We start from the raw sequence: 16,588 nt of genomic DNA on the forward strand, positions 1-16,588 counted from the left end.
CGACTCCTCCACGATCGCTTGACCGTACCGCGACGGTACCAGCGCGCGAGGGGAGCGTGGGGATTTCGCGGCCGGCGCCCTTGCCGGCCGCGGGCCCGGCGCCATCCTGAGCACATGGGGCGTGCTCGTGGGTGAGGCGGGCGGCGGGGCGGACGCGGCCCCGGAGGGCGCGGAGCCGGCGCCGGGCGAGGCGCATGCGGCCCCGGGCGGGGCGGCGGCGCCGCGCTTCCTGTGCGACGCGATGCTCGGCGGCCTGTCGCGCTGGCTGCGCGGCGCGGGGTACGACGCGACGTTCGAGCACGGAATCGACGACGGCGATCTCGTGCGGCTCGCGCAGCAGACCGGCCGGGTGCTGCTGAGCTCCGACGCGGGGGTGTTCGAGCGGCGCCCGCTGCGCACCGCGGCCGTGCGCGGGCTCTACGTGCCCCGCGGGCTGCGGCCGATGGAACAGGCGGGGTTCGTGCTGCGCGAGCTCGGGCTGCCCGTGCGGGATCCGCGGTGCATGGCGTGCGGCGGCGCGCTCGCGGCCGCGCCGAAGGATACGGTGCGCGGCGCGGTGCCCGGGGTGGTGGCGGATCGCTACGACGAGTTCTGGCGCTGCGAGCGCTGCGGCAAGGTCCTGTGGAAGGGCAGCCACTGGGAGGGCATCGCGGCCGGCGTCGCGAGGGCCGCAGCCGGCGCGGGCGCCGACGCAGGCGCGGGCGCGGGCGCCGACGCAGGCGCGGGCGCGGGCGCCGACGCAGGCGCGGGCGCCGAGGCCCCTGCGGCGCCGCCGGAAGGCCGCAAGCCCATGCCGTGACCGGAGCCTGCCGGCTGCGGCAGCGTCGACGTCCCGAGCACCGCGATCAGCCCTCGCTGGCGGGTCTCTGCGCCGTCCGCGCGGGTATTGGCAAGCGCTGCTCCTGTGCTGTAATTTTGAAACGCGGGCGGGGATGGGTGAGTGCGCGCCCGCGAGGTGCCGTGGTTCGGATCACAGGCAGCAAGGAGAAGTTCGCATGAGAGAGGTTCGCTCGATACGGTTCGTGCTGGCCGCTGCGCTGCTCGCGAGCGCCGCGCTCGCGGGCTGCGGCGGCTCGCTGCGCTATGTGTCCCCGGGGACGTCGATGGCTCCGGACGCGAACGCGCTCATCGTGGCCGACGTCGATCGCGGCACGTCGACGACGCAGCTCAACCTGAAGGTCGAGCGCCTCCCACCGCCCGATCGGTTCGGGGGCACGTCGTTCGTGGCCTGGGCGAGGCCGGAGGGCGACGACTGGCGCCGCGTCGGCGAGCTGAGCTACGACGCCGTGATGCAGCGGGGCGAGCTCTTCGGCGCGAGCATCTCCAGGACGAGCTTCGATCTGGTCATCAGCGCCGAGGGGGACGAGTACACGATGGCGCCCTCGCCGGTCGTCGTCATCAGCCAGGACATCTCGGATTAGCGACGCCTGCGCCGGTTCCGGCGGCGGCGGCCTCGCTCCCCGCCAGCGGCCCGGCGGCCCGACCGGCGCACGCTACAGGCACGTGTTGTCGACGAGCACGCCGGTCGCCTGGAAGCGCTCCGTCGCGGGCTCGCCGTCGAGCGTGACCGTGATGTCCATGTCGACGACGCACGGGATGCCGGTGTTCGGCTCGGGCTCCCACGACAGGGTGCCAGCGGCGCCGGTCACGGGATAACGCCCCTCCTCGCCCGGCGTGCGCGGCTCCGTGCAATCGCGCAGTTCGCCGGTGAGCGCCACGTCCAGCAAGGCCCAGAGCTCCGGGAGCTCGACCCCGGAAGCGCGCTGAGCCAAGGAGCGCGCGGTTCACAGGCAGGCGAGCCCGGACTTCGCAGAGGCGTTGCGGCGCCGCCGGCGGACCGCGCCGGCCAACGCCAGCGCTGCGGCCGCGAGCGGCGCCCCGCGCGAGCCCTGCGCGCCGGCCACGAGGCAGCCGCAGCCGCGGTCCGCGCCGGCGCCATCCGCGCCGGCCCCGCCAGCGCCCCCGGCGCCGCCAGCGCCGCCGCTGCCGCCCGTACCGCCGCTGCCGGCCGGATCCGTGACCCCGCCGCCCGCGCCGGAGTCCAGGCTCGCGCCCGTCGAGCCGGTGGGCCCGCTGGTCGCGGTCGCGCTCGCGGCGTCCACGCAGGCGCCGCCGGCGCAGGTCTGCCCGCTCGGGCACACCGCTCCGGCGCACGCGTCCACGCACGCCCCGGCGTCGCAGCGCTGGCCGGGCGGACACGCGACGCCGACGCAGGCCGACTCCCTGCAAAGCCCGCTCTCCTCCTCGCACGCGCGCCCGCTCGGGCACGGCGTGCACGGACAGCTCGGCTTGCACACGCCGCCGTCGCAGACCGTGCCTTCCTCGCAGGTCACGTTGCTGCACGGGTCGACACAGACGCCGACCCGGCACACCGTCGGGAAGGGGCACTGCACTCCATCGCACGCCGCGCGGCACTGCCCGCCGGCGCACACCTGCCCCGCGTCGCAGACGACGTCGACGCAGGCCGGATCGACACAGAACCCCGCGGCGTTGCACTCCTTCTCCGGCGGGCACACGAACTCGCCCCTGCCGCACGCCTGCACGCACACGCCCCGGTCGCAGACGTGATCCGCGGGGCAGAGATCGCCCTCGTCGGCGGTGCCGTTGCAGTCGTTGTCGAGCCCGTCGCAGGTCTCCTGCGACGCGGGCACGAGCCCCTGGCAGGTGAGCCCGTCCGCCGAGCACTGGGTCACCCCCGGCGCGCACACGCCGGGCAGCCCGGTGTCGCACGGCTCGCCGCCGCCGGTGCAGGTGAGTCCGCTGAAGAAGTAGACGTAGTCGTTGTAGTCGCCGTCGTTGTTGAAGTCGTCGGGGTCTGGGCCGACGCTGCCGTCCTCGAAGGCGACGTAGAACGCGTTGGGCGTGACCACCGAGGTGTAGATGACGGCCGTGACCCAGGGGCCGGGCGGGGTGCAGCCCGTGCACACCTGATTCCACTGCTGCTCGGAGTAGTGCGTCTGCGCGCCGATGAGCGCAAAGCCGATCTGGCCGCCCGCATAGTCGGGATCGCTCCGGATGTCCGCGGCGGTGACGATGGTGCCGACAGGGGCGCCGACGGGGACGATCGGGTGGATGTCGTCGAGCGCCGGCGGCGCCGTGGCGGCGGGGTCGACGTTGTACCAGCCGACGCCGAGGCGCGCCCCGGTCTGGGTGAGCACGAGCTCCGCCGTGAAGCCGCAGAGCGGCGAGAAGGTGGACGGCGCGGTGTTCCCATCAGCCTGGTAGTCGATCGCCTCGCCCCGACGTTCGAACAGCGTATAGAGCTGGACCTCGCCGTTCCTCGAGTCGAGCGGCATGATGGTGCCGTTCGGCTGCGTGATCAGCGCGCTGGCGGAGAGCGGCGAGAGGCCGATAGAGAGAGTCGCCAAGAGAATCGAAGCGGACCTCATGGTGCGGTGATACAGAGACGCGCGCCTCAGCGTCAACGGAAACATTCCACGACAACGGACAACGACGTGTCGGGGGGCCGCGCACAACGCCGGTCCGTCGGCGCTCACCGCGTGGGGCGCGATTCGACCCAGGTTGGGGTACCCGCGCGCCGACCCGGGTTGCGGTCCCGCGGCCCGACCCGGGTTGCGGTCCCCGCGCGCCGACCCAGGTTGCGGTCCCGCGGCCCGACCCAGGTTGCGGTCCCGCGGCCCCGACCCAGGTTGCGGTCCCGCGCGCCTCCCGACGGCACCGCCTGCGCCGGGGCACGACGCCTGCGCGCGCTCGGAACGGCCCCCGGCGCCGACGCGATGCGCGGTTGCGCTCGGGCTTGCCGCTCCGGCGCGCGTGAGGCAAGGAGCACCTGCGGGGTGGGGTCGCAGCGCACGCGGCGCCTCGGCTCCGCGCCCAATCACGCTGACCGCGAGCCTATGACAACCCCCCGAATCACGATCGCCGGCTTCGACATCGAATGGAACCTGAAAGACGGCATCAACTTGTGGGCTGGAATGCCCACCCTGAGCATGTGGATCCCGAGCTCGGTGGCCGGCCTGATGTCGGGCATGGTGGCGATGGTGGGGGTCGAGCGCTTCAATCTGTGTCTCCAGCTCGGGGGACGGCAGAGCGTCGATGGCGACTGGGCCATCATCAACACGCAACCGACGTTCGAGGAGGGCTTCGGTCGGCTCAGCGAGATCTGCAGCCCGGCCGGCTGGGGGCGATGGGAGCTCGTCGCGGTCGACCGCGAGCGCCGTGAGGCCCGGTATCGCACCTTCAACAACTGGGAGTCCATCTACCAGCGCGCGCTCGGGGTCGTCTGGGGGAGCTCGATGACGGCCGGCAAGCTGGCCGGCATCACCGAGCGCCTGTTCGGGGTCCCTTGCTGGGCCGAGCAGACCGCGTTCGTGACGCAGGGCGCGGAGTACGACGAGTTCGTCGTCCGTCCGACCGACGAGACCGTCGAGGCCCGCCTGGCCGCGCTCCTCGAGACCGATCGGGCCACGAGCTCGGACCTCGCGGTCGCGCTCGCCACGCTCAAGAAGGAGGTCGCCGAGCGGGAGCGGACCGAGCTCGCGCTGCGCGAGAAGCTGCAGCTCATCGATCAGCAGGAGACGGCGCTCTGCACCATGGTCGCGCCGATCATCCAGGTGTGGGACGGCGTGCTCACCGTGCCCGTCATGGGGGGTCTCGACAGCCAGCGCGCGTCCGCGCTGATGGAGCGGCTGCTCGGCGCGATCGTCGACAGCCAGACACGCCACGTCATCCTGGACCTGACCGCGGTCGACGCCGTGGACACGGGCACCGCCGATCACCTGATCCGCATCGTGCGCGCGGTGGAGCTCCTCGGCGCCCGCGTGGTGGTGACCGGCATCCGCCCCGCGGTGGCGCAGACCGTCGTCTCGCTCGGCCTGGACCTCGAACGGATCGTCACGCTGCGCAACCTGCAGGAGGGCCTCAAGACGTGCATGGCCGCAGGAAATGGCGCCGCGCCCGGCCCGAGCGCCCCGTGAACCGCCGCTCGTCCCGGGGGACGGGCGCTCCCTTGCGCGACCCGTCCGTCTCCTGAACGAGCCACTTCGACCGCCTCCACGCCGCAGCCTGCTGGAGCGCTCCGCGCGCCTTCTTTCCAGGTGAACGCTCCCTCCCCGGGTGCTTCACTGGACGGCATGTCGATCATCCAGCGTGGCTTCGATCGGTCGGTCGTCGTCCGGGGCGCCGACGCCGAGGTCGTCGGCGCCCCCACCGCGCGGGTCCAGCTCCTCGCGGACAGCAGCGCGACGGGCGGAGCCCTCTCCACCGTGCGTGTGACGCTCGCGAAGGACGCCGACGGCGCGCGGCCGCACCGCCACGACGGCTCGGCCGAGATGTTCTACGTGCTCGACGGCGCCGTGCAGGTCCTCTCGGGGAGCGACATCGTGACGGCCGACAAGGGCGACCTCCTCGTGGTCCCGCCCCGCGTCGCCCACGCGTTCGCCGCCGCCCGCGGCAAGAGCGCCGAGCTCTTGATCGTCATCACCCCAGGCGTCGAGCGCTTCGAGTACTTCCGCAAGCTCACGCGCATCGCCCGCGGCGACGAGCCGCCCGAGACCTTGCGCGACGTGCAGGAGCTCTACGATACCTATTTCCTGAGCAGCCCCGAATGGGACACGGCGCGCCGATGACCGGGCCGCCCGTTCAATCGATATGTCCCTGGGCGACTCGGGCCTCTGGCCATCGGCGAGCTCGGCGGCGACGGCGGCCAGCCGGCCGCGGCGCATTGACCGGCGTGGGAGGAGCTGGTAGCCCCCTTGGCAGGGCCGCGCGCCCGCGCCGCGCGCCGCCGCGGCGCCGACGCGCCCTCGGAGGTCCACGCATGTTCCGCAAGACGCTCGCCGCTGCTCTCCCGCTCGCGCTCGCGCTCTCCGCCGTCCCCCGCGACGGCGCCGCCTCCAACTACCCGCCGAGCTACGATTATTGCGGGCCCACCGCGACGGTGCACACCGGCCCCTTCGAGCTCATCCAGGATCCGGTGCGGACCGACGCCGCCAGGCTGACGGTGGCCTACCGCGGCTACCTGCGCGCCTATTATCCCGATCACGAGATCAACCTCTATGTCCGGCTGAACGGCAGCGACGCCTTCCTCCCGGCGAGCGCGGGCGCGCACGGCGACGCCTACGTCCTCGTCAGCAACGCGCCCCGCGACTGCGCGTGGTGCTCGCCGCCGCCCGACGACGCGGGCCAGCGCCTCTGCGGCGGCGCGCCGCTCCCGACCGCGTCGAGCGGCACCTGGGTCTGCAACGAGCCGACCGCCGTCGAGGAGGACCTCTTCTTCTGGGCCTATGATACATACGGCCGCATGAACGCCTGGGACATCGAGGTGGCCGCCGAGTCCCACGGCCTCTGGGACAGCAACCTCGGAGCGAACTACGCCGCGCGCTTCGAGGCCCGATCGAGCTGCTTCTGAGCGCCGCGCGGCGAGGCGAGTCCAATCGAGGCACGAACATGGCAGGATCGTTGAACAAGGAGAAGGCGCGGCGCGCGGCCTCGCACCCGGACCGGCCGGGCGAGCAATGCCGGGCCGAGCCCGGCGCCTTCCGGCCCGTGGTGAACCGGAACCGGTGCGAGGCGAAGGGCGATTGCGTCGAGGTGTGCCCCTACCAGGTCTTCGAGATCGCGCGCATCGAGCGCGCCGATTTCGAGGCGCTCTCGCCCCTCGGCAAGCTCAAGTCGCTCGTCCACGGCCGGAAGACCGCGCTCACGCCGAACGCGGCGCAATGCCAGGCGTGCGGCCTTTGCGTCGTCGCCTGCCCGGAGAAGGCGATCCAGCTCGTCCCGGCGGCCGGGGCGGGGTGAGCGCGCCGCGCCCTGGCCGGCGTCAGGCGACGCTGCGCGCGGGCCCGGACGCGGGCGCGGCGCCGTACCCGTAGGCGGCGCGGTAGCGCTCGTACCGGTCGAGGAGCTCGCTCGTGGTCTTGGGCATCGGCACGCGGGCGCGCGTGATGTACGAGATCACGTTCTTGCCGCGGACGATCAGCTCGGCGCCGCGGGCCGCTTGCTCTCGCTCGGCGGGCGAGGCGTCCGCGCCGAGCGCCGGCTGGAAGGCGGCGAGCCTCTCCGCCGACACGACGAACGACGTCCAGACCTCGAAGATCTCGGCGTCGGTGCGCAGCGTCTCGCACTTGACCTTGGCCGCGTGCGCGAGCTCGCGGGCCAGGCGGTCGAGCCCGGCGAACATCGGCAGCGGCCCGAAGGTGTCGATCATCGCGTCGCGGATGCCGTCGATGGCCTTCATGCTCTGCGCGATCTTCACGTACCGGCTGTTGTAGAACGCCTCGACCGGGAAGGAGAACGCCTTGAACGGCTCGCCCCACAGCTCGTCGAGCCCCTCCTCCCCGCTGCGGTGGAGCACCATCTTTCCGAGCGTCAGCGCCTCGAGGAGGTGCTCTCCGCACTCGCGCATGAGGGCGTTGTCGGGCTCGATGGTGACGCCGAGCTCCTGGATCTCGACCAGCTTGGTGAAGATGTCCGCCGCGCGGTTGAAGATCGCGCCGGCGAGCATGGCGCCTTTGACGCGCTTGCGCTGCGGATCGGCCTCGGACTCGAAGGCGCGCCGCGCCTCGTCCAGCCGCTTTCCCGGCACGTTGATGCCGTGCTCGACATGGTTGAACAGCCGCCGCGTCAGCGCCTCGATGAGGCGCTTCTTCGCGAGCAGCGTATCGGCCGGCGCCTCGTACGCCTTGATCCAGTAGCCGTAATAGTAGACCCGCAGCTGGCCGTCGATGATCTGCTTCTTCCCGAGCGGTATCGCGCTGTCCATGGCCCGCCTCCGATCGGCTGCCAGGCGTCGCCCCTGCGCCGGAGGCGCGGGGATGCGTGCCCGTGCGAGATGCGCGTAGCATGGGCGCGAGGCCGCCCGCAAGGCGCGAGCGACGCGATCCAGCAGAGTCGTCCGACGGAAACCGGGAGTTCACCGACAGGAAAGACAGAGGCTCGCGAGGTGATCGCCGCCGCCGAGCGCCGCCCTCTCGGCGGCGCGGCGGCCCGGCGCGACGGCCCGGCGCGCGGGGCGCACGACAGCGCGGCTCACCGGGGCCGGCCGGCGGCGCGCGCCCGCGCGCGAGGCCCGGGCGTCACTGCGCGCACCCCTCGAGCTCGGCCATCATGCGCCAGAACGCCATGGCCTTGATCTCGCAGCTGTCCTGCGTCGTGTGGGTGTGCTCGTACTCCGCGTTGCCGGACGCCTCCACGTCGAAACGCGGGTGCTGCATCGGGATCTCGACGCCGTCCACCATCGCGGTGTGCCGCTCGCCGCCGAAGTGGACGTCGAGGTCCTCGAAGTCATAAAGGATCTTCCCGCGCTCCCGGCAGAAGTCGCGGATCTGCTGGTTGCGCTCCGCGCGGTTCACGCCGTTGTACTCCGCGTCGCCGGGCCCGGTCATGTAAACGAAGGTCACCTCCGGGAACTCCTGCCCGAGCGCGTCGAGCACGTCGAGGTAGCGCTGCACGTCCTGCTCGGTCTGCTCGGCGATCTCCGAGGACCAAGCCCACATCGAATACCGGATCTCCGGGTGATCGCCCAGGATGGCGCGCACCTCGTCGACGCCCGCCTCGCTCGCCCAGTACTGCTCGCCCACGACGAGGTTGTTGTCGATCATCCCGTCCCACATCCGGAAGACGCCGGTCTCCGCCGGGACGCCGCAATACTCCGCCTCGAAGCCGTGGACGGGAGAGCCCGCCTCGATGCTCTCGGCGCCCACGATGATCTGCGAGCCGTGCGAGCGATGGGCGTAATGGAAGACGAAGTCGCCGGACTTGAGCGCGTCGATACAGCTCGCCGGGATGCCGTCCAGCGCCGCGTGCCGGTGGTCGAAGGTCCGCGCGTCCGCGGGGTCAGGATCGGGATCGCCGCCCGACGCCGTGCTCGCCCCGCCGCCGCCCGTACCGCTGTCGCCCGCGGCGCGATCGCCCGCGCCGTCGCCGCCCCCGCAAGCCGCGATGCCAAGTGCGAGGGTGAGCCCAACGACGATCGGATTTGAGTGATACAATAATTTTAACATGGCATTGTGAATTCTAGACGTCGTCGAGGGGAGCGCAACAGCCATCGAAGGCGTTCTCGTGCTGTCGCGCCGGGCTCGGGCGCCGCGATCTCCACCGCTGCGATGGCGCACCGGCGAGCGCCCGCCGTGATGCGCTGCGCCAGCGCGGCCTCTGCGCGACAGCCGCCTGGGCCCGCGCGGCCGCTTCGGGGCGGCGGGCCCGCGCAGGGATCGCGATAAGGCGCACGTCCGCGCAGGAAGCGGGCGGCCGTCGAGGCGCGGCCTCCGCCGCGCGGCGTGCCGCCGTGAGGGAGGTTCAGGGACGGGAGATGCGGAGGACGAAGCCGCTCGTGCTCGGCGACTCGACGGTCCCCGATCCGACGTCGATGTAACCGTAGAAGAGGCCCGCGACCCAGAGCGTGCCGTCGGGGGTGAGCGCCATGCCCTCGACGGAGCCGGCGCTCGACGCGTAGCGCTGGAGCGCCGTGACCTCGGAGGACGCGTGTGCGTGCAGCGCGAACGGCGTATAGTTGAAGCTGACGAGACCGTCGTAACGACCCGCCGCGTAGACGCCGCCCGCCCTGTCGGGCGCGAGGCCATACATCGTGCCGCTCGGCTCCGGCGTGATCACCCACTCGGCGGTCCCGCTCTCGGTGAGCTTCGCGACGAACGGCGTCCCCTCGATGTCCGCGTCCACCGTCGTCCCGAGCACATCGCTCTCGCCGCTCACCGTGCCAGCGAGGAACGTGCCCTGGCCGACGGCGATCTCGTTGCCCATGTCGAACTCCGGCCCGCCGAAGCGCCGCGCGAAGCGGGCCTCCCCCGCGCTCGAGAAGCGGGCGATGAAGCCCATCATCGTCGACCCGTCGGGCAAGGTAAGCGCCGTGCCGCCGATGGTCAGCGGCCCGTCGGCGTAGCCCGTGATCGACACGTCGCCGTCCTCGTGGACGGCGATGCCGGCCACGGCGCTGTCGGTGCCGCCGGGGTTGCTGAACACCTTGGCCCAGGCGACGTCGCCGCTCGGCGCGAGCTTCAAGAGGAAGGGGGACTCGCCATCCGCCTCCAGGAGGCCGTCGCCGAAATCGATATCGTCGTCGACATAGCCGCCCACGTAGACATGGCCCGTCGCGTCGGTCGCGATGGCGAGGCAGCGATCCGTGGCCGCCGACGCGAAGCGCCTCGCCCAGAGCACGTCGCCCGCGGGGCCGAGCTTGGCCACCATCGCGTCCGAATCGGCCGTCGGGGCGGACAGCGTCTCGCTCCCGATCGTGACGTCGCCATTGAGCTCGCCCGCGAAGACCGCGTTGCCCTCTCGGTCGACGGTGACGGCGGTCACCGCGGATTGCCGCGCCGTTACGATGGGCGCCGACCAGAGGAGATCGCCCTCGCGATCGAGGCGGACGAGAAACGCGCCCAGATCGGTGATCGTCTGATCGCCCAGCCTGATCTCGCCAAAGGATGCGCCGCTCACGTAGGCGCCCCCGTCGGCCGCCCCGGCGACGGCGATGTTCCGCACCATGTTGCCTTGCGCTTCCGTCGGATGGAGGAAGATCGCGTCCGGAGCGGCGAGACCGACGCTCGCCGCTCCGCCGGCCGCGTCGCCCCCGGTCCCGGCGCCGCCGGTACCGCCGCCGGTGTCGCCACCGCCGCCGGCATCGCCGCTGCCGGTGCTGCCGCCGCCCCCCGTGCCGCCGCCGCTGCCCGCGGTCGCCGCGGTGGCTCCGCCTCCTCCCGGGCCGGGCGGATCGCCGCCGCCACCGCACGCGGCGCACAGGAAGCCCAGAGTGAGCCAGACGATGATTTTCATCCGCACAGCGTAGGCGACCGACCCCCGCGCTCGCGGGACAATCGCGCTCCGGCGCTCGACAGAGCACGTTTGCTGCGCCAGATATTGCTGAATTTCAACAGCAAGGATGGACCGTTAGGGACTGACGCGCGCCTGATCTCGATCCAGGCCTGTCGCGGGGGTGCGAGCCGGCGAGACGGCCGCCTCGGGCGGCCCGGGCGGGAGCTCGGGCGATCGCCAGCCGCCCACGGCGATGGGAAGCGCGGAGTCGCCCGGAACGTGGCGCGCGCAAGCACGATCGTTCCGCCATCTCCCGGCCCATCGTGGCCGGCACCTTTCCTATCCTGTAGGCTCATCTCACCTCCCTCGGCAGCCAGGAGGACGCCATCGCCATGCATTACGCCCCAGATTCCGTCGTAGGTGGGAAGTACCGTCTTGAGCGACCGCTCTCGGCCGGCGGTATGGGCTCTGTGTGGGCGGCGCGTCACATCAACTTGGGATCTCCCGTCGCGGTCAAGTTCATGGCGCCGACGTTTGCGACGTCGCCCACGTTCCTGGCCCGCTTCGAGCGCGAGGCCAGGATCGCCGCGAGCCTGAAGAGCCCACACGTGGTCTATGTCCAGGACTACGGCGTCGACGACGACACTCCGTACCTCGTGATGGAGCTGCTCCAGGGCGAGGACCTGGGCACGCGGCTCGAGCGCGTCGGCCGGCTCTCCCTCGCGGACGCCACGCTCATCCTCATGCAGGCCGGCAAGGCGATCCGCCGCGCGCACGAGGCCGGCCTCGTCCACCGCGATCTCAAGCCGGCCAACCTGTTCCTCGCGCGCGCGGAGGAGGAGCAGGAAGAGATCGTGAAGGTCCTCGACTTCGGCATCGTCAAGGAGACCGGCGTTCATCTCACGGAGGAGGTGACGCGCACCGGCGAGCTGCTCGGCTCCCCTCACTACATGAGCCCGGAGCAAGTCCGGGGCGAAAAGGACGTGGACCAGCGCAGCGATCTCTGGTCGCTCGGGGTCATCCTCTTCTGCGCCGTCACGGGCGAGCTGCCGTTCCAAGGGGATCAGCTCGGCGCCGTGATCGCCAACATCCTTGTCGCGCCCGTGCCGAGCGCCTCCACGCTCGCGCCCGACCTGCCGCCGGCGATGGATGCCTTCTTCGCGCGGGCGCTGGCCCGCGAGCGGGCGCAGCGCTTCCAGTCGATCGGAGAGATGATCGGCGAGCTCCGCCGGCTCGCGGGCATGGCGTCGCCGTCGATCCCGGATCTGCAACCGCCATGCTCCGGCATGCCGACCTCGTCCCAGCCGAGGAGGAGCGGGACGATACCGCTGCGGCCGGTGGAGCTCCGCGTCCCGCCGTCCGCGCCCCGGGCGGCGACGCCAGGGACCCTGACCGGCGCGGGGGCGACGGCGCAAGAGGCAAGGCCGCAGACGCCCACGCGCGCGATGCTGGCGCTCGGCGTCGCGACGACGCTCCTCGGCGTCGGCATCACGGTCGCCCTGAGGGAGGGCAGCACGCGCGGCAGGGGCGAGGCGGGCGTGGAGGCCGCCTCGGCGGCCGCGCCGGCGCCGGAGCGGAGCGCCGCCTGGATGCCGGCGAGACCGCCGAGCCCGCCCGAGCCGCCGCCGAGCGTGTTCCCCGGCGCGCCGTCCTCGCGCGACGCGCCGACGCCCCCTGTCGAGCCCCCCTCCGCCCCGACGACGTCGGGTGCGGGCGCTCCCGGAGGCACGACGGCGCGGACAGCGACGCCGCCGTCGACCGCGGGAGCACGGCGGCCGTCATCGACGGCCAGGCCCAAAGCACCGCCCGCGGCTGTCCCCAACCCCGCGCCGAAGCCTCCCGTGCCACCGCCGACAGCACCGGAGCCCGATCGCGCCACGACAGCCACGGAGCCGGATCGCGCCCCCATGCCGCTACCGCCCTTTTGACGGGGTGCTCTTCCGCGCGCCGCTCCAGCCTACGAGCCGGTGGACTGATACCGCCGCTCGCCGAAGCGCCAGATGCGCAGCGACACGAGCAGGAACACCACGCCGACGAGCGGCGACGCCCAGCGCGCGGCCTCGGGCAGCGCCGGGACCGTGGGGCGCTCGAGCAGCGCGCCCGCGGGGATGTAGCTCACGAAGGCCAGCGGCACGACGAACGTGAAGAAGCGCCGGAACCAGTCGCGGTACAGGGTCAATGGGTACTGCGCCGCCTCCGTGCCGCCGTAGGTCAACGTGTTCATGATCTCGAGCGACTCGACCGTCCAGAAGCACAGCGTCGCCTGGAGCACGAGGAGCCCGTAAAACACGCAGGCGCCGCCGGCGATCGCGCCGGCGAGCAGCCCGACCTTGGCCGCCGTCCACCCGACGTCGAGCGCGGCGCCGGCCCACAGGAGCATCACGAGGCCGACGGCGAGCCGACCGGCGCGCAGGAACTGGAACTCGCTCGTCGCGACCTGGAACGCCGTGGAGCGCGGGCGCAGGAGCATCCGGTCGAAATCGCCGGACCGCACCACCGTCGAGAAGGCGTCGAACCCCCGGCCGAACGTCTCGGCGAGCGCGAAGGAGACGTTGACCAGCCCGAATAGGAGCGCCACGTCCGCGAAGCGCCAGCCCCGGACCGCCCCGAACCGGTCGAACAGCGCCCACACGCCGAGCAGCTCGATGCCCACCATGATGAACTGGCCTATCGACCACATCGCGAACGAGGCGCGATACTGCATCTGCGCCCGCAGCGACGCGGCGGCGAGCCGGAGGTAAAGCGTCGTCGCGTCCCGCCACATCTCGCCTGCTCCTCGCCCCCTCAGCCGCCCTGCACCACGAGCCGCCGCAGGCCGCGCGCCACCATCGCGCGGCCGAGCGCCACGAACGCCGCGGTCCACAGCGCCTGGTGCAGCAGGACGCCCGGGAGCGCCCCGGCCGGCAGGTGGCCGAGGTAGAGCCGGAACGGGGCGTCGACCATGCCGCGGAACGGCAGCGCGTCGAGCCAGGGCTGCATCCACGACGGGAACAGCGGCAGCGGCACGACCATGCCCGAGGCGATGAGGACGAGCGAGGGCACGATCCGCGCGATGCCGTCGCCGGACGTGGTCCACAGCATCGTCGACGTCACCGCCGTCGCGAACGCGGCGACGAGCGCCGCCGCGAAGACCATGGCCGCCGCCCACGCGCCCGCGGCCGCGAGCGACGGCGGCAGCGACATGCCGAGCAGCGGCACCGCGACCGCGAACATCGGGACCGCGCGCAAGACCGTCGGCGCGACGCGCGCGGCGAGCGCGCGGGCGAGCCAGAGGGTGTGGAGGTCGAGCGGGCGCGAGAGCTCGTAGCCCACCGCGCCGGTGCGGATCAGCTCGCGCACCTCGGGGTCGGGGTTCGTCGAGAACGGCATCAGCTGGAAGAACGCCTGCCCGAGCCAGGTGTACGTGATGGCCTGCCCGAGGGCCATCGGCGGACGCGCGCCGGGCGCGTTCGCGTAGAACGCCTCGAGCACCATCACCTTGATGAGCCCCCAGAACAGCTGCGTGGCGAACCCGGCCGCGGCCGCGGCGCGGTACTGCAAGAGCGCGCGGAAGCGCGCGCGAAAGACGGCCCAGTAGGCGAGGAGCGCGCTCACGGCCGGCCGCCTGCCTCGCCGTAGAGCCGCGCCACGATCTCGTCGATGGGCGGGTTCTGCACCAGGAGATCGCGCACGGGGTAGCGGGCCGTGACGCGCCCGACGAGCTCCGCGGTCGAGATCGCCGCGGGATCGAAGCGCAGCGTCACGCGGTCGCCCTCGCGGCGGATCACCTCGGCGTGCGGCTCGGCGATCTCGGCGGCGGGGTCGGTCAGGTCGACGATGAGCCAGCGCTCGGCGGTGACCTGCGCGCGGAGCGCCTCGAGCGAGCCGTCCGAGAGCACCCGGCCGCCGGCGATGAGGACGACGCGCGAGCACAGGGCCTCGATGTCGTCCATGTCGTGCGTCGTCAGGATCACGGTGACGCCGCGCTCGCGGTTCAGCCGCTGGACGAAGCGCCGCACCGCGAGCTTCGAGACGGCGTCGAGGCCGATCGTGGGCTCGTCGAGGAAGAGCAGCTCGGGCGCGTGGAGCAGGGCGGCCGCGAGATCGCAGCGCATGCGCTGGCCGAGGCTGAGCTGCCGCACCGGCGTGTCGAGCAGCGGCGCGAGATCGAGCATCGCGACGAGCTCGTCGCGCGCGCGGGCGTGGTCGGCCGCGCCGACGCGGTAGATGTCCCGGAGGAGCTCGAACGAGTCGATCACCGGCAGATCCCAGAGGAGCTGGGTGCGCTGGCCGAACACGACGCCGAGCCGCCGCACGTGCGCGACGCGCTCGCGCCACGGGACGCGGCCCTCCACCTCGCATCGCCCCGAGTCCGGCACGAGGATGCCGGCGAGGATCTTCACCGTGGTGGATTTGCCGGCGCCGTTCGGCCCGATGTACCCGACGAGCTCGCCCCGCTCGATCGCGAACGAGACGCCCGCGAGCGCGTCGACGGCGCGGTAGCGCGGGCGCACGAGCCCGGCGAGCGCGCCCCACGCGCCGGGGCGGCGCTCGGCCACCCGGTAGGCCTTGCGCAGGTCCTCGACGACGATCAGCGGCATGGCGGCGGCGAGGCTCCCACGGGCGGCGCGGGAGCATACAGGACGTCGCTCGGATGGCCAGCGCTGCGGCGTCGTCAGGTCTGCCTTCCTCTCCCCCGCAGGCCCCGCGCGGGTTACCCTGGCCGCCGCTCTTCCTATGACCGCCGATCCGATCGACCAGGCCCTGTTCCCGCCGTTCGACGACGCCGCCGGCTTCGACCGGATCCGCGCCGATCTCGGCGCCTTTCTCCCGGCGATCCGCGCGGTGTGCGAGCGCCACGGCCTCGCGGCGAGCGGCCTCGCCGCGTTCGAGCGCGGGACCAACGTCGTTGTTTCGAACGACGCGGGCCAGATCATCAAGCTGTTCCCGCCGTTCCTGAGGCACCAGTTCGAGGCCGAGCGCCTCGCGCTCGGGCGGGTCCACGGGAACGTCCCTGTGGCCACGCCGGAGATCCTCCGGGAAGGGGAGCTCGACGGGTGGCCGTATCTCGTGATGTCGCGCCTCCCGGGGCGCACCCTGGAAGAGGTCTGGCCCGCGCTCGGCGGGGCGGAGCGCGCCGAGGCGCTCGCCCGCATCGGCGAGATCATGACGGCCGCCCACGCGCTGCCCACCGGCGGGCTGGAGAGCCTCGATCTCGGCTGGGACGCGTTCGTGGAGCGCCAGATCGCCGGCTGCGAGGGGCGCCACCGGCGAATGCGCTTGCCCGAGCGCCTTATCGCTCAGATCCCGGCGTACCTGGCCTCGGCCCGCCCTCTCCTGCCGACGTCCGTGATTCCCGTCCTCCTGACGGGAGAATACACGCCCGAGAACCTCCTCGTGACCCAGACGGGCGGGGCGTGGCGCGTCACCGGCATGATCGACTTCGCGGACGCGTGCCTCGGGCCGGCCGAATACGACCTCCTGGGCCCGTGCCTCTTCCTCGCCGCCGGCAGCGCGGAGCTCCAGCGCGCCTTTCTGGTCGCCTGCGGAACCGGGATCGCCGACGCCGACCTGACCCCGGCGCTGAGCCGCAAGCTGATGGCGCTCGCGCTCCTGCACCGGTACAGCAACCTCGGCTACCAGGTCAGGATCGAAGGCTGGGAGTCCCAGGCCTCCTCGCTCTCCGCGCTGGAACAGCTGATCTGGCCGTTCCCGGTCCGCTGATCTCGGCGCGAGGATCGGTCGCGGGCGGCTCGAGCAAGGAGCACCCGCGCCGGCGAAGCGCCGAAAAGGTGCTATCGGTGTGTCCGTCGGACGGGCGCGCGGCGCGATGGCAATCCTTGCCATGCGCGTGTCTTTCATGAACGGCAATCTTTGCCAT

At 72.6% G+C, this 16,588-nt stretch carries 16 protein-coding genes; 8 read left to right on the forward strand and 8 right to left on the reverse strand.

What is annotated here, in order from left to right:
* Window positions 1–121: 121 nt before the first annotated feature.
* Together WMF33_RS38360 and WMF33_RS38365 are read left to right on the forward strand one after the other, a co-directional pair.
* Window positions 122–799 (forward strand): Mut7-C RNAse domain-containing protein, encoded by a 678-nt coding sequence (locus WMF33_RS38360; RefSeq protein WP_437333244.1) that lies wholly within the window; start codon window positions 122–124, stop codon window positions 797–799.
* A 196-nt stretch (window positions 800–995) separates the two neighbouring features.
* A complete protein-coding gene (locus WMF33_RS38365) occupies window positions 996–1,421 on the forward strand; it encodes a hypothetical protein (RefSeq protein WP_437333245.1) in 426 nt (141 codons plus the stop codon).
* A gap of 72 nt (window positions 1,422–1,493) precedes the next feature.
* Here the strand turns inward: WMF33_RS38365 and WMF33_RS38370 are convergent, their stop codons facing one another.
* Both WMF33_RS38370 and WMF33_RS38375 read right to left on the reverse strand, forming a co-directional pair.
* Window positions 1,494–1,772 (reverse strand): hypothetical protein, encoded by a 279-nt coding sequence (locus WMF33_RS38370; protein WP_437333246.1) that lies wholly within the window; start codon window positions 1,770–1,772, stop codon window positions 1,494–1,496.
* A 12-nt stretch (window positions 1,773–1,784) separates the two neighbouring features.
* Window positions 1,785–3,368, reverse strand: a complete 1,584-nt coding sequence (locus WMF33_RS38375; RefSeq protein ID WP_437333247.1) for a MopE-related protein — start codon at window positions 3,366–3,368, stop codon at window positions 1,785–1,787.
* A gap of 489 nt (window positions 3,369–3,857) precedes the next feature.
* Between WMF33_RS38375 and WMF33_RS38380 the strand changes: the two genes are divergently transcribed.
* The 4 genes from WMF33_RS38380 to WMF33_RS38395 all read left to right on the forward strand — a co-directional run bounded on the left by WMF33_RS38380 (window position 3,858) and on the right by WMF33_RS38395 (window position 6,759).
* Window positions 3,858–4,937: an STAS domain-containing protein gene (locus tag WMF33_RS38380; protein ID WP_437333248.1), complete on the forward strand. Its 1,080-nt coding sequence runs from the start codon at window positions 3,858–3,860 to the stop codon at window positions 4,935–4,937.
* 156 nt (window positions 4,938–5,093) lie between these two features.
* Complete coding sequence (locus WMF33_RS38385; RefSeq protein ID WP_437333249.1) at window positions 5,094–5,588, forward strand: cupin domain-containing protein; 495 nt, start codon at window positions 5,094–5,096, stop codon at window positions 5,586–5,588.
* Between the two features lie 191 nt (window positions 5,589–5,779).
* Window positions 5,780–6,370 (forward strand): hypothetical protein, encoded by a 591-nt coding sequence (locus WMF33_RS38390; protein WP_437333250.1) that lies wholly within the window; start codon window positions 5,780–5,782, stop codon window positions 6,368–6,370.
* Window positions 6,371–6,408: 38 nt separating this feature from the next.
* Entirely contained in the window at window positions 6,409–6,759 is a 351-nt protein-coding gene (locus WMF33_RS38395; RefSeq protein WP_437333251.1) for a 4Fe-4S binding protein, read from the forward strand.
* A gap of 22 nt (window positions 6,760–6,781) precedes the next feature.
* On the opposite strand, the gene WMF33_RS38400 is transcribed toward WMF33_RS38395, so the two are convergent.
* From WMF33_RS38400 to WMF33_RS38410, 3 genes are all read right to left on the reverse strand, one after another.
* The gene (locus WMF33_RS38400; protein WP_437333252.1) at window positions 6,782–7,723 is read right to left on the reverse strand and encodes a hypothetical protein; all 942 of its coding nucleotides are present in this window, start codon (window positions 7,721–7,723) and stop codon (window positions 6,782–6,784) included.
* A gap of 313 nt (window positions 7,724–8,036) precedes the next feature.
* Entirely contained in the window at window positions 8,037–8,963 is a 927-nt protein-coding gene (locus WMF33_RS38405; protein ID WP_437333253.1) for a hypothetical protein, read from the reverse strand.
* 295 nt (window positions 8,964–9,258) lie between these two features.
* Complete coding sequence (locus WMF33_RS38410; protein WP_437333254.1) at window positions 9,259–10,749, reverse strand: hypothetical protein; 1,491 nt, start codon at window positions 10,747–10,749, stop codon at window positions 9,259–9,261.
* Between the two features lie 371 nt (window positions 10,750–11,120).
* On the opposite strand from WMF33_RS38410, the gene WMF33_RS38415 reads away from it, so the two are divergent.
* Window positions 11,121–12,656, forward strand: a complete 1,536-nt coding sequence (locus WMF33_RS38415) for a protein kinase domain-containing protein (RefSeq protein WP_437333255.1) — start codon at window positions 11,121–11,123, stop codon at window positions 12,654–12,656.
* Between the two features lie 29 nt (window positions 12,657–12,685).
* On the opposite strand, the gene WMF33_RS38420 is transcribed toward WMF33_RS38415, so the two are convergent.
* The 3 genes from WMF33_RS38420 to WMF33_RS38430 are packed head-to-tail and all read right to left on the reverse strand — an operon-like array spanning window position 12,686 to window position 15,308.
* The gene (locus tag WMF33_RS38420; RefSeq protein ID WP_437333256.1) at window positions 12,686–13,492 is read right to left on the reverse strand and encodes an ABC transporter permease; all 807 of its coding nucleotides are present in this window, start codon (window positions 13,490–13,492) and stop codon (window positions 12,686–12,688) included.
* A gap of 20 nt (window positions 13,493–13,512) precedes the next feature.
* Window positions 13,513–14,322 carry an ABC transporter permease gene (locus WMF33_RS38425; protein WP_437333257.1) on the reverse strand — a complete coding sequence of 270 codons (810 nt, stop codon included), beginning with the start codon at window positions 14,320–14,322 and terminating at the stop codon, window positions 13,513–13,515.
* Window positions 14,319–15,308 (reverse strand): ABC transporter ATP-binding protein, encoded by a 990-nt coding sequence (locus WMF33_RS38430; protein WP_437333258.1) that lies wholly within the window; start codon window positions 15,306–15,308, stop codon window positions 14,319–14,321. Before WMF33_RS38430 ends, WMF33_RS38425 begins: the two co-directional genes overlap by 4 nt.
* 136 nt (window positions 15,309–15,444) lie before the next feature.
* Between WMF33_RS38430 and WMF33_RS38435 the strand changes: the two genes are divergently transcribed.
* Window positions 15,445–16,431 (forward strand): phosphotransferase family protein, encoded by a 987-nt coding sequence (locus tag WMF33_RS38435; protein ID WP_437333259.1) that lies wholly within the window; start codon window positions 15,445–15,447, stop codon window positions 16,429–16,431.
* The last annotated feature ends 157 nt before the right edge of the window (window positions 16,432–16,588 follow it).

Source organism: Sorangium sp. So ce394 (assembly GCF_051474665.1).
Lineage (GTDB): Bacteria > Myxococcota_A > Polyangia > Polyangiales > Polyangiaceae > Sorangium > Sorangium cellulosum_D.

Excerpts from the sequence above, each read along its gene's own strand:
- WMF33_RS38365 (WP_437333245.1), top strand. The coding sequence starts at position 996 with ATGAGAGAGGTTCGCTCGATACGGTTCGTGCTGGCCGCTGCGCTGCTC.
- WMF33_RS38380 (WP_437333248.1), top strand. The coding sequence starts at position 3,858 with ATGACAACCCCCCGAATCACGATCGCCGGCTTCGACATCGAATGGAAC.
- WMF33_RS38385 (WP_437333249.1), top strand. The coding sequence starts at position 5,094 with ATGTCGATCATCCAGCGTGGCTTCGATCGGTCGGTCGTCGTCCGGGGC.
- WMF33_RS38390 (WP_437333250.1), top strand. The coding sequence starts at position 5,780 with ATGTTCCGCAAGACGCTCGCCGCTGCTCTCCCGCTCGCGCTCGCGCTC.
- WMF33_RS38395 (WP_437333251.1), top strand. The coding sequence starts at position 6,409 with ATGGCAGGATCGTTGAACAAGGAGAAGGCGCGGCGCGCGGCCTCGCAC.
- WMF33_RS38400 (WP_437333252.1), bottom strand. The coding sequence starts at position 7,723 with ATGGACAGCGCGATACCGCTCGGGAAGAAGCAGATCATCGACGGCCAG.
- WMF33_RS38405 (WP_437333253.1), bottom strand. The coding sequence starts at position 8,963 with ATGTTAAAATTATTGTATCACTCAAATCCGATCGTCGTTGGGCTCACC.
- WMF33_RS38410 (WP_437333254.1), bottom strand. The coding sequence starts at position 10,749 with ATGAAAATCATCGTCTGGCTCACTCTGGGCTTCCTGTGCGCCGCGTGC.
- WMF33_RS38415 (WP_437333255.1), top strand. The coding sequence starts at position 11,121 with ATGCATTACGCCCCAGATTCCGTCGTAGGTGGGAAGTACCGTCTTGAG.
- WMF33_RS38420 (WP_437333256.1), bottom strand. The coding sequence starts at position 13,492 with ATGTGGCGGGACGCGACGACGCTTTACCTCCGGCTCGCCGCCGCGTCG.
- WMF33_RS38430 (WP_437333258.1), bottom strand. The coding sequence starts at position 15,308 with ATGCCGCTGATCGTCGTCGAGGACCTGCGCAAGGCCTACCGGGTGGCC.
- WMF33_RS38435 (WP_437333259.1), top strand. The coding sequence starts at position 15,445 with ATGACCGCCGATCCGATCGACCAGGCCCTGTTCCCGCCGTTCGACGAC.